Origin of the sequence: Gabonibacter massiliensis (assembly GCA_001487125.1) — a bacterium.
In the GTDB taxonomy this organism is placed as follows: domain Bacteria; phylum Bacteroidota; class Bacteroidia; order Bacteroidales; family Marinifilaceae; genus Gabonibacter; species Gabonibacter massiliensis.
On the sequence record LN913013.1, the window covers coordinates 72879 to 85796 of the forward strand.

11 protein-coding genes are annotated in these 12918 nt (G+C 44.1%); all 11 read right to left on the reverse strand.

Annotated elements, in window-relative coordinates:
* Positions 1-9: 9 nt before the first annotated feature.
* The gene (gene nuoL, locus BN3283_RS04565; RefSeq protein WP_059025813.1) at positions 10-1911 is read right to left on the reverse strand and encodes an NADH-quinone oxidoreductase subunit L; all 1902 of its coding nucleotides are present in this window, start codon (positions 1909-1911) and stop codon (positions 10-12) included.
* A 50-nt stretch (positions 1912-1961) separates the two neighbouring features.
* Entirely contained in the window at positions 1962-2261 is a 300-nt protein-coding gene (gene nuoK, locus BN3283_RS04570) for an NADH-quinone oxidoreductase subunit NuoK (protein ID WP_041504607.1), read from the reverse strand.
* A gap of 56 nt (positions 2262-2317) precedes the next feature.
* A complete protein-coding gene (locus BN3283_RS04575) occupies positions 2318-2827 on the reverse strand; it encodes an NADH-quinone oxidoreductase subunit J family protein (RefSeq protein WP_059025814.1) in 510 nt (169 codons plus the stop codon).
* 46 nt (positions 2828-2873) lie between these two features.
* Positions 2874-3362, reverse strand: coding sequence for a 4Fe-4S binding protein (locus BN3283_RS04580; RefSeq protein WP_059025815.1), 489 nt, complete (start codon positions 3360-3362; stop codon positions 2874-2876).
* 10 nt (positions 3363-3372) lie between these two features.
* On the reverse strand, positions 3373-4449 hold the full coding sequence (gene nuoH / locus BN3283_RS04585; RefSeq protein ID WP_059025816.1) for an NADH-quinone oxidoreductase subunit NuoH: 1077 nt from the start codon (positions 4447-4449) through the stop codon (positions 3373-3375).
* Between the two features lie 87 nt (positions 4450-4536).
* Positions 4537-6159 (reverse strand): NADH-quinone oxidoreductase subunit D-related protein, encoded by a 1623-nt coding sequence (locus BN3283_RS04590; RefSeq protein WP_059027165.1) that lies wholly within the window; start codon positions 6157-6159, stop codon positions 4537-4539.
* 11 nt (positions 6160-6170) lie between these two features.
* Positions 6171-6728: an NADH-quinone oxidoreductase subunit B gene (locus tag BN3283_RS04595; RefSeq protein ID WP_082027585.1), complete on the reverse strand. Its 558-nt coding sequence runs from the start codon at positions 6726-6728 to the stop codon at positions 6171-6173.
* On the reverse strand, positions 6719-7069 hold the full coding sequence (locus BN3283_RS04600; protein ID WP_041504553.1) for an NADH-quinone oxidoreductase subunit A: 351 nt from the start codon (positions 7067-7069) through the stop codon (positions 6719-6721). The genes BN3283_RS04595 and BN3283_RS04600 overlap by 10 nt, the downstream gene beginning before the upstream one ends.
* Before the next feature lie 101 nt (positions 7070-7170).
* Positions 7171-7542 (reverse strand): hypothetical protein, encoded by a 372-nt coding sequence (locus BN3283_RS04605; protein ID WP_146216447.1) that lies wholly within the window; start codon positions 7540-7542, stop codon positions 7171-7173.
* A gap of 103 nt (positions 7543-7645) precedes the next feature.
* On the reverse strand, positions 7646-10273 hold the full coding sequence (locus BN3283_RS04610) for a hypothetical protein (protein ID WP_059025817.1): 2628 nt from the start codon (positions 10271-10273) through the stop codon (positions 7646-7648).
* A gap of 7 nt (positions 10274-10280) precedes the next feature.
* Complete coding sequence (locus BN3283_RS04615) at positions 10281-12887, reverse strand: alpha-2-macroglobulin family protein (RefSeq protein ID WP_059025818.1); 2607 nt, start codon at positions 12885-12887, stop codon at positions 10281-10283.
* Positions 12888-12918 lie beyond the last annotated feature (31 nt).

The window sequence follows — 12918 nt, forward strand, 5'->3', positions numbered from 1 at the left end:
TATTTTAGATTACACGAATAAAACCAAAAAGGCGATGAATAAGGTACCCAGCAGGATAATATAAGCATACTGTTGTATTTGTCCGGATTGGAATCCCCGGATTGCGTAAGCGGTTCGTTGGGACAATTGAGCTATACCGTTCATCGTTCCGTCGATGATGTGGCGGTCGAACCAGGCGATCGGACGGGATATTCCGTTGAATATGATCCGTTTGGTAATAAACAGATAAAACTCATCGATATAGAACCGTTTGGATGCTGCCTTGTATAAGGTAGGGAAAGTATTGGCCATTTGAGCCGGGACGGAGCTCTCTTTTTTATACAGGCGGGTTGCGATAGCGATCGCTATACAAGCGATAAGTACGCTACTGGCGGCTACGACCCAATCCAAATGAATCGCGTATTCGGCTCCGTTACTGCTGACAAATTTCCCGAAGGGAATAAAACCGGCAAACAGGGTGACTATGGCCAGAAATACCAACGGTAAGGTCATGGACCGAGGAGCTTCGTGGGGCGTGTGTTCGTGCGGACTCTCTTTTCCCCAGAAAATGTTGTAATACAGCCGGAACATATAGAATGCGGTTAAAGCGGCGATAAAACTCATGACACCTCCCAATATAGGACTGAAATTGAAGGTCGCGGCTAATATTTCGTCTTTACTGAAAAAACCGGAGAAAGGGGGAATCCCCGAAATGGCAAGACAAGCGACCAAAAAGGTAATATGCGTAACCGGAAGATACTTTCTCAATCCTCCCATATGGCTCATCTCGTTGCTGTGTACGGCATGAATGATGGCTCCTGCGCCGAGGAACAACAAGGCTTTAAACATGGCATGAGTGAAGAGGTGGAACATGGAGGCCATGTAGCCCAATCCGGCATGTCCCTCCATGCCGGAGACACCTAAAGCTACCATCATGAACCCGATTTGGGAGATGGTAGAGAAGGCCAATACCCGTTTGATATCGGTTTGTACGCATGCGACGACAGCCGCGTATAAAGAGGTAAAAGCCCCCACGATAGCGATGACGACTAAAACGTCGGGCGCCTCCAAGTAATAGACGGGAAATAATCGGGCTACCAGATATACTCCTGCCACGACCATGGTGGCGGCGTGAATCAACGCGGAAACCGGAGTCGGACCTTCCATGGCATCAGGTAACCAGATGTGTAAAGGAAACATGGCCGATTTTCCTGCTCCCCCGATAAAGATAAGGGCCAATGCCCAGCTGATAACAGAGCAGCCCATAAATGTCATTCCGGATGCGTCGGCAAACAGGGAGCGGTCGCCGGAAGTCAGCAATTCGAAACTGAATGTCTTTGTGAAATAAGATAATAGCAGAATTCCGATCAAAAAACCGAGGTCGGCAAACCGGGTGACGATAAATGCTTTTTTAGAGGCGGATACAGCTTCCGGTTTGGTATAATAGAAACCGATCAGCAGGTAGGAGGAGACCCCGACTAACTCCCAGAATATATACATCTGGAAAATGTTGGTTGCCACGACTAACCCTAACATGGAAAAGCTGAATAGGGAGAGAAAAGCGTAATAACGCTGAAATCCCCGTTCTCCTTTCATGTATCCGAGACTGTATATATGCACCATCAGCGAGACCGTGGTAATGACCACCAGCATCATGACCGAGATCGGGTCTAATAAAAGCCCCAAATCGATATGCAAACGGTCCGTGAATTGAAGCCACGTGAAATTCACGGGGATTAATTTTTCATATATGCCGTTTACCTGTGCCGTTGAGAAATATTGCCCTGCCGCAATATAGGCTAAGATGGCCGAGAGGGCGAGAGAGGCGGTTCCGATGCAACCGGCTGTCAGCGGTTTAAGCTTCGTCCCCAGTAGCCCGATGGCCAAGAAGGTAAATAGCGGCAGGATCAGAATGAGTAAAACGTATTCCATGATTTATAATTTTATATTTTCAAATTCCCGATTTTGTAATTCGTCGGATTTTAATGTTTCATCTTATTCAAGTTCTTTACCTGGATATTCCTGATGTTCCGGTATATGTTTATAATGATGGCGATGGCCACGGCCGTTTCGCAGGCTGATATTCCGATTGCAAACAAGGTGAAGAAAAAACCTTCCAATTGATCGGGAAAAAGGTAACGGTTGAATACCGCGAAATTGATATCAACCGAGTTCAGGATCAGCTCGATCGAGATCAAGATGGCCAATAAATTTCTGCGGGTGATGAATCCGTATATTCCTGCAAAAAGCATGACGGTGCTGATTACCAGATAATATTCCATGTGTATTTCCATGTGCTTATGTTTAGATTTTGCAATGTTTTTCTTTCGTTTTGTTTTTATCGTTTCCGGGCGATGACAATACCTCCGATCATACAAGCCAACAGTAAGACGCTAATGGCTTCAAAAGGCAGCAGGTATTGGTATTTATCCATGCCCATTAAGGCCGTTCCGATGGTTTTCATATGAATTTCTCCATCCGCAGGCCGACTGGGGCCGAACGAATGCGTTAAGGTGATAAAAACACATAGGACCGTACCTGCCAAAGCTGTCAGTAAACCCGCGGCCATTTTGCTGTTTTTTAGTTTTTCCGCTTTATCTCCATCCGGACTGGTCAATAAAATGGAGAATACGTAAAGTATGATAATGCCTCCCGCGTAGATGGTTATTTGAACGGCACCTAAAAAGGAGTAATTAAGCTGAAAATAGATACCTGCCGTGGCAAAAAGCACGAATAACAGGTAGGTCGCAGATCGTAGAATCCTTTTTGTCGTTACCGTCAGAATGGAACAAACTACGATGACTGTTGCCAAAATAAAGAAAACGGCATCTTGTAAAGCAATATTCATAATTCAATCTATTAATATAGAGACGGGGTTGTAACAGAAGTTCCTGTTATCCCTCTCTCTTTTCATTGTTTTGTTTTTTTTCCACTTTAGAACCTTCGCGGTTCAGTATCCTGACCAATTTGGAACGCGTGAAAACGGCGTGTTCAAACGTGGGAATAAAGGTAATAGCCTGTTGGGGGCAATTTTTTACGCATAGTTGGCAAAACAGGCAACTACCTAAATCGTATTGGTATTTTACCAATACCTTTTTCTTTTTTCCCTCCTCGTCCGTCAGGAATTCCGAAGTGATTTTGATGGTTCCGTTAGGACAATTCATCTCGCAAATTCCGCAAGCAATGCACTTATGTTCGTTTTTTTCGTTATGCGGCATGGTCAATTCTCCCCGGAACCGATCGAACATTTTTAGTGTGGCCCTGTTTTCAGGGTATTGTTCCGTTGTTTTCCGGGTGAAAAATTCGTTTAACGTTACCCGCATTCCGACAAGCAGCGAGTGTAATCCGCTGAAAAAGGAAGTGATATATTCTTTCACGTTCATAATTCAAAGTTTAAAAGTGTAGTTTAAAAACCACGATGACGACCATTAAAAAAAGATTGAACAGGTTAATGGGCAGAAGATATCTCCATTCCAATTTAAGCAATTGGTCTATTCTCAATCGCGGAAAGGTCCATTTGAACCACATAATAATAAATATGATGACTGCCACTTTCCCGAGAAACCAGACGATGGTCGGAATGTAGTCCATGATCTGATTGAAACTTTCCCATCCCGGAATATGCAGCGGCATCCATCCTCCCCAAAACAGGGTAGTGGCAACAGCGGCCACGATAAACATGTTCAGGTATTCCGCCAAATAGAAAAATCCGAACTGCATCCCGGAATATTCCGTGTGGTATCCGGCCGTCAGCTCCGAATCGGCTTCCGGCAGGTCGAAAGGACCTCTGTTGGTTTCTGCCGTTCCGGCTATCAGATATACTACGAATGAGATAAGAGCCGGAATATGACCTCTGAAAATAAACCATCCGTTGGCTTGTTCTTCTACGATCGTGGAGAGTTGCATACTTCCCGCAAATACAACTATCGTCAAGATAGAGAGTCCGATGGAGAGTTCGTAGCTGATCATTTGGGCTCCGCTTCGCATGGCCCCGATGAGGGAGTATTTGTTATTACTGGCCCATCCGGCAAGCAGAATCCCGACGATACCGATGGAAGAGACGGCAATCAGGAAAAAAATACCCACGTGAAAATCGATAACATGCAGTCCTTTGGCAAACGGAATGCACCCGAATGCCAATACGGAGGCGACGATCACCACGAAGGGGGCTAAGTTGAACAGGAAACGGTCTACCTGATTGATTTCGATCAACTCTTTCGTGAGCATTTTAATCATATCGGCGATGCTTTGTATGATGCCGTAAGGTCCTACGCGATTAGGGCCGATCCGACACTGGAAAAAGGCGCACACTTTTCGTTCGGCATAAATCAATACTAAGGCAATGAGCGCGTAGCCCACCAACAGGCATAACCCGATGATGACGAACTCGATCAAAGTTGCCGCGGTATGGGGCAGGAAACTTCGGAGTAAGTTGTCTATCCATTCTGTTATTGTCGAAAAATCAAACATATATGCTATTTTAGATTTATGATTTTAGATTTATAATTCCAACACTATTTGTATTCCTTACTAAACCTAAGTATCTTTTATTTTTATTTATCTGTCGAGATCCGGGACCACGTAATCTAAGGTACCTCCAATGGCGATCAGGTCGGCGATCTTGTTGTTTTGTGCCAATTGATCGACAACGGAGACCAATGTCAGACAAGGGGAACGGAACTTCATCCGGTAGGGTGTTTTTTCACCCCGGCTTTCGATGTATACTCCGAATTCTCCTCTGCTGGCCTCTACACTCTTGAAATATTGGCCTTCCGGGAGTTTAATCACCGGTTTCGTTTTTACTGCAAAATCCCCGGCCGGTATATTGTCGACCAATTGCTCCAGAATATGGAGGGATTCGAGCATCTCTTCCATCCGGACCATGTATCTGCTGAACGAGTCTCCTTCGTTATAGATGATCTCTTTGAAATCTACTTTATCATAGACTCCGTACGGCATTCGCTTGCGAACGTCGCATGCCCACCCGGAAGCTCTTCCGGAAGGTCCGGTAACGCCATAAGAGATCGCGTTCTCTTTGGATAAGATACCGATGTTTTTCAGGCGTTGCTGTGCAATGATATTTCCGGTAAATACCTCATGATACTCTTTGATCATGGGAGGTAGATAGGTGATAAACTCTTTGATCCGGCGGGTTAGGTTGGGATGAATATCTGCCATGACTCCGCCGATTACATTGTAATTCTGAATCAGACGTCCTCCGGTCGTTTCTTCCAGCATATTCAATACTTTCTCCCGGTCACGGAAACCGTAAAAGAAAGCCGTAAGAGCTCCCAAGTCCATGCATAGAGCCGACCAAAACAAGAGATGAGAAGAGAGTCTGTTCAGTTCGTCCATAAGAGTCCGGATGTATTTCACCCGTTCCGGTATTTCGATTTGCAAAGCCTCTTCGATACACATGCATAAAGCGTGACGGTTTTGTTGTGCGGCTAAATAGTCCAGTCGATCCGTCAGGGCTAATGTTTGGGGATAGGTGAGGGTTTCGCACAGTTTTTCGATGCCCCGGTGGATGTAACCGCAGTTGACATCTACTTTTTTTACGATTTCACCTTCCAAGGATACTCTAAAACGAAGAACTCCGTGGGTAGCCGGATGTTGAGGACCGATGTTCACCACGTATTCGTTTTCTTTGAATACGATATTCTCTTTTTCCTGTATCTCTCCGCTTCTATTCTCCTTGTAAGTGGGGGCGGTATCCAATGTCTCATCGCTTTCTATACGGACGGGATTGATGACTTCGCTTGCGTCGTAGTCTTTTCGTAACGGGTAGCCTACCCAGTCGTTGCGTAAGAAAAGACGACGCATATCCGGATGATTGATGAAACGTATACCGAAAAAGTCGAACACTTCCCGTTCGTTTAGGTTGGCTGTTTCCCAAATATCGCTTATCGAGGGAAGTTCCGGGTTCTCCCGGTCGGTAGTGCTTGTTTTTAGGAAGATACGATGCCCGTATATCGTGGATTCAAGTAGGTTGATGACACCCATGGAATCTCCCCAGTCCATGCCGGTCATGCATACCAAGTAATCAAAAGAGAGTTGGGGATCGTTTTTGAAAAACAAGGCTGTATTTCGATATTCGGAAACCGGGACGATAACGGTGGGTATACCGTTTTCCTCTATGATGATATCCGGGTTGATATGTTTGATTTTATCTGTTAGCATAAATAGATCATTTATTTCTTCTCTTCTTTTCGATTGACTCCCCCGATGAATTTTTCAACCTTTAGTTTCCGTTGGAGTTGCATGATACCGTATAACAATGCTTCCGGCCGGGGAGGACAACCGGGTACGTAGACGTCAACCGGGATAATGGAATCAACTCCCTTAACGACATGGTATGAATTTTTGAAAGGGCCACCGGAAATAGCGCATCCGCCCATGGCGATAACATATTTCGGCTCTGCCATCTGGTCGTAAAGGCGTCTTAATACCGGAGCCATTTTATGGACGATCGTTCCCGCTACGACAATAAAGTCGGCTTGCCGCGGACTGGCCCGGGTTACTTCGAAGCCGAAACGGGCAAAATCATAACGGGCTGCTCCGACTGCCATGTATTCGATACCGCAGCAGCTGGTCGCAAAGGTAAGAGGCCAGAGGGAGTTCGAACGTCCCCAGTTGATAACCTCGTCAAGGCATCCCATGAACACGTTTGTGCCGGATGCCCGAAGTTGTTCAAGATACTCGTTGTCATTGAACTCTTCATATTTCATGGATTTGATATTTACTTCCATTCCAACGCTCCTTTCTTCCAGGCATATGCTAATCCTAAGATTAGAATCAACATGAAAAACAATATATTTAGTAATCCGTATATGCCGGAACTTTGAACCGTGACAGCCCAGGGAAACAGAAATACGGTTTCCACGTCAAACATCAGAAACAGGATGGCAAACAGGTAATATCCTACTTTAAATTGCATCCAGGATTTTCCTCGCGTCGGGATACCGCACTCGTAGGCTTCCCCCTTTTGTTGATTGTAAGAACGGGGAGAGATCAACCGGGCTATTCCCATGGCCATGACGACAAGTGCGATGGCCGTAAGTAGCACTACTACAAATAAGGTCAGATTCATAAAATAAAATGTTAAAATGTAGATATAAAATAGATAAATCAGATGACTAATTTATACTAAAGGATAGAAAAGGAAAAAGGGATACTCCCTCTTTCAATAAACTAAATAATGATTTTGCGTAAGGCAAAAACGTAGTATTTTGTTTTGTTAAGAGTCGAATAAGGATGAAAATACCTGTTCAGATTGAAAGGTGCTAAAGACTGTGTAATGTTCTTTGCATACTTGGCATGAAACAGGTGATGGATGTAAGATTTTAGATCCGAGGTAATATGCGTGTTACCTAACGGGGCTTCTCCGAAGTAGGAAGAGATTGCTTCCAGTAAGTGGAGAATTTCATTAGAGGCTTGGCGTAAGGTTGTTTGAGCGGCATAACTCTCTCTTAACACTTCCGGTTGGGCGGAAATGGCTTGAGAAGATCCGTTCATTAAGAGAATGGATAGTGTTAATAGACTGTATTTTAGTAAATTACGCATTTGTCTCTTTTTTAAAAGGTCCACAAAGATAACTTAATTTTAAATCATAGTTCCCAAATTAGGTTGTAAAGTATGTTAATTAACAACTATTACATGCAAACGATCAGTTTACCTTGATCTTTTTCATTTTTCTTATAATAGCTCCCGTTCGAGTGACTCCTTCTATAATAATGGTGTAACTTCCTCGTTTATCCCCGGTATAGAACGAAAATTTAACGGATTTACCCGGTTCAAGCCGAATCAACGGCTGCCAGTAAAGCGTTGTTCTTTCGTCTTTGGTTGTGCTGAGCCGTACGGAGTCGATCTCGTATTTGGGTACATAAAATTCATCGGGTATTTGAATGCCTTGGGGGCTGATCCGGTTTATGTTGAAATGAGTCGACGGTTTTTCAAAATGGTAATCCGGTCGGGTCGTTATCAAGAGAACGGTATCCTTACAGGACGATGTATCAAAAGGGTCCGTAATATTTCTGGCGACCGGGCCGGTTAAAAGACTTATTCCCAATAAAAATCTTTTGGGTATCATGCGAACAAACGTGGAGTTGCGTTCTAAAAAACCGTTTACCGTCATTGGAATTTTACGTTTCGGCGGGTATGGACCCAAAGGGTATACTTCGTCGTTGTATCTCATAAGCCCCGGAAATTTGAGAACGATCAGTTTTACGATGTCTTCTTCCGGTTCGTCGGCGATCTGAGCGGAGTCTAACCGGTAGAGGTCGTCTACCCAGTTATCGTATGTCGTATATTTTTTGGGGGGTATTTTGCGAACGACCTTTACCTCGTTCAATAAGTAGATTTTTTCTCCGTTTTCGTAATAGTAGTTTTCGTAAGCGTTTTTATAGAATTCGTCTTCTTCCCGGCGGATTTTTTCGTTATACGGGAAAAAGTTGGAAACGGGCAGAAACTTTTCTTTGTCAAACTCGATTTCTACCCGGTGTTTTCCTTTCTGATTTGTTGCTCTGACAACAAACTTGGTCCCGTCGATGAAAAATAAATTGTTGCAAAAACGCCCGGAAGAATCGGCTTCGGTCATCGTGATATCTCCCTTGTCGGAGAGAAAAAGTAATCTGGCGTTTCGGGCCGCTTTTCCCCAGACGTCTTTTACTTTGCCGGCAATGGATTGCCCTCGTTCTAAGTAAAATTCACACTCTTCCGTTTTCGCTTTTGCGATATCGGCGATATTGAAACGGGTCCAGCCGTGGGTGAGCATAAGGAGATCCGTGTGTCGGGCGATCGCTTCGGTCGTATCGCTGAAATAGTATCCAGGTTCTTCAATGTACCCCTTTAAATCGGAGGTCAACAGCAGGTTGGACTGAATGTCGTCGATATAATGCGACGTATCGCGGTCGGAATCGGGAACAACGGCCATGGAGAATGATCCTCTGTCGGCAATCGAGTCGAGCAGTAGTTTTACGGTGACGCTTTCGCGCGAGACGTACTCTTCTTTATCGGTAGCAATGTCCAGTTTTGCGAGATGCCCGGGACGAATAAAGAAGATTCGTTGACTGTATATTCTGTACGCGGTGTCTACGAGGACGGCATGAATGATGCCTTCCGGCAGGGTGTTGCGAAGTATTTTGCCTTCGAAATGGTGTTCGTCCGCGGGGACAAGATTAATGAGTCGTCCCCTGCATTGTAATAATAGGGTCATGTCGGGAGGAAACGATGCTTTCTCTCCTTGCATGATTTTATATTCTATAATGGAATCACGGGCTGTTAATTGAATACCGAAACCGTGGTCGACCGGAGAAGGAAGTTCGAAACGTTTGGTGATACCCTTGCTATTGGTCAGTTCGGCAAAGTAACGTCTGTTGTTGTATACGGGTAATTTAAAACTACCCATTCCCTCGTGTTCGCTTTTTATTTTGGCGATGATTGTGCTGTCCGTATAGATGTGCCCTTGCACTTCGGTAGCAAGACCGTCGGTATCGATAGCCTTGAATGCGACAACCTGGTAATTGTTTGTTATTAGATTGCCTCCTTCCGGAAAGAATTGAACATCGAAGTCTGTGGATTCCGTCGGAATATACAGGTAGCGATCCAGATCGACGGATGATTTGTCTTTGGTCGAGAGGTGTATGGAGTAGTCGTCAGGTTCCAGTTCGATTCGGAGAATTCCTTTATCGTCGGTACGTCTGTTCTGTGTTTTACCAGTTGCGTTGCGTTTGTTCACTTGATATTGAAAAGATTCTTTGACATAGGGAGTATTCCTGGCGTTAGTGAACGTGATTTCGGCTCTGAGGGTATTGTCTGTCGCCCGGATGTATCTGATATCGGTGTTTACTCGGGCTTCGGAAGGATTGAGTATACGGATGTTTTTTTTGAAAAAATAGTCCGTTCCTTCGTTTTGCATCCAGTAGGTGAAAGCCCGGATACAATAATTGCCTTGAACCATTTTTTCGGGTAGCCTGATGTTACCTGAAAAGGCGGAGTCCCATTCCATGAATTTGAGACGTTGAAGAATGGAGTCCTGTTTATCGGTTAATTCGACATAGAGGATTCTACTGATGACATGAGGAATATGGGTGGCGGCATCGACTTGGTGAGCTCTGAACCAAATGTCTTCACCGGCATAATAGATCTCTTTATCCGTGTGTAGGTAGATTTTTTCTTTGGGTGTTTTTTGGAAAAGATTGTAAAATTTTTCAACTAACTCTTGTTTGAAAGGAGGAATTTCCCGAAAAGCATATAAAACGGATACCAAACAGGTTAGTAATGCTATGCGTTTCATGATGTTGTTATTTGAGTTTTATCTTTTTTATTTTTCTTACCGTTTTCCCGTCTGAGGTTATCCCTTCGACAATGATGGAATAAGTTCCCGGTTTATCGTTCGTGTAACATGAAAGTGCTGTCGTTTTTCCGGGGTCTAACGTGATGACCGGATCCCAGAATAGGGTTACTCTTTTATCTTTTTCAGGGGCGTTGCGTATGGAGTCGATTTCGTATTTCGGAACGTAAAACTCATCCGGGATTCGAATTCCCATCGGACGTATCCGGTTTATGTTGATCTGATTGGATGGTTTTTCAAAATGATAATCGGGTTGTGTCGTAATTAAAAGAACGGAATCTTCTCCGAAAGAGTTTTTGGCAATAGAACCTGTTAATAAAGTAACTCCCAAGAAATATCTTTTGGGAATCATGTTGATAAAAGTATAACTCCTTTCCATGAATCCGTTTAATGCAACCGGAATTGCGCGAGGCGGGAACGGGCCTATGGCACATAGTTGTTCGTTGTAAACCATGAGCCCGGGTATTTTCCTGGCAATAAGTTTGACGATATTCTCTTCCGGATCATTTGCGATCCGGGCGGAATCCAACCGGTAGAGATCATCGGCCCAGCTGTCGTATTTAGAGTATTTTTTGAGAGGAGCTTTGCGATTGACCTTCACTTCATTCAACAGGTACACTTTTTCCCCGTTCTCGTAATAATAATTTTGATTGAATTTGTCGTAAAACTCTTCCTCTTCTCTCATGATTTTTTCGTTGTAAGGAAAAAAGTTCGATACGGTTAAAAACGAATCCTTATCGAAATGAATCTCTACCCGTTTTTTGCCTTTTTGGTTAGTGGCTCTGACGACAAATTTAGTGCCATCGGTAAAAAACAATTGATTGTTACTGAAATATCCGGTAGAATCCGTGGTAGTCATGGTGATGCTTCCCTTGTCGGAAATAAAAAGCAAATTGGCCTTTTCAGAAGCTTTTCCCCAGACATTTTTCACTTTCCCGGTAATGGCTTGTCCTAATTCCAGATAGAAATTCATTATAGGAGATTGATTTTTTTCCAGGTCGGCCACGTTAAACCGTGTCCAGCCGTGTGTTAACATGACCAAATCCAAGTGTCGGTTGATCTCCTCGGTCGTGTCGCTGAAGTAGTACCCGGGCTCCTCGATGTATCCTTTCAGGTCGGAGGTCATCAGCAGGTTGGAGTGGATGTTGTCGTTATAGGAGGTGGTGTCTAACCCGGAATCTTTCACCACGGCCATGGAGAACGATCCCCGGGTGGCGTTGGAGTCTAAAAGCAGGCGAAGGTTTATCTTTTCCCGCGGGCCGAATGTTTCCTTATCTGTACGGATATCTACATTTATTTGTTTCCCGGGGCGGATGAAAAACAGACGTTCGCTGTATACTTTGAAAGAGGAATCCACTAAAACGGCCTGTATTATTCCTTCCGGCAGGGAAGAGATGGTGATTTTTCCCTTTTTGTGCCGCGCATTGATAGGAATTAAGTTAAGAAGTTGTCCCCTGCATTGCATCAACAGGGAAAGTCCATCGGGGAAACGAGAGTTGTTTGCGGTAATAATCGTATAATATATACAGGAATCCTTGGAGGCCAATTGAATGCCTATCCCTTCGCTGACGACGGGTGGTAGAGCGAAACGTTTGGTGATGCCGTCCTTGTTCGTAATTTCGGCGTAGTAGTGTTTGTTCGTGTAGGCAGGGAGTTTAAAACTTCCCATTCCCTTGTGCTCGCTTTTGATTAGGACGGTAGGCATACTGTCTAAATATACGGTTCCTTCGATTGCTGTTGAAAGCCCGTTGGAATCGATGGCTTTAAAGGCAACTCGTTGGTAATTGTTGCTAAGTAAATTTCCTCCTTCCGGGAAAAATTGTACGTCGAAGTCTGTTACCTCCTTGGGTATATAGAGGTAACGGTCACATTCGATGGAGGAGTCGTCTTTCGTGCTCAAGTATATGATACGGTCATCCGGCTGGAGTTGAACGCGTAAAATACCGTTATCGTCGGTGCGGGCGGAGCGGATTTTACCTGCTTGATTTTGTTTATTTACCTGATATATAAACATTTGCTTATTGTAGACGATGTTCATGGCGTTCGATAACCTGATCTCTGCCGTTAACCTGCCGTTCTCTTGCCTGATGTATTTCACTTCGGTATTGATTCTGGCTTCATGCGGGTTCACTACCCGGATGTTTTTTTTGAAAAAGTAGTCGGTTCCCTCGTTTTGCATCCAATACGTGAAGGCCCGTATGCAATAATCTCCTTGCTTTATATCTTCCGGCAGATTGATGTTGCCGTAAAAAGTGGAGTCCCATTCCCTGAATTTGAGGCGCTGAATGACGGAATCCCTCTTGTCCGATAGTTCCACGTATATGAGTCTGCTGAGAAGTATCGGAATATTCGTAAAAGCATTTACCATGTAACTTCTGAACCAAACGGTATCTCCTGCGATATATATATCTTTGTCGGTATGTAGGTAGAGTTTTTCTTTAGGATATTTTTGGAAAAGATTATAGAATCGATCGGATATTTCTTCCTCAAATGGAGGATGCTCCTGAAAGGCATATAGTGAAACTATTATACTAAATAGCAATGATATTCGTTTCATGATGGGTTAGATTTGGTTCATTTCTCTAAGC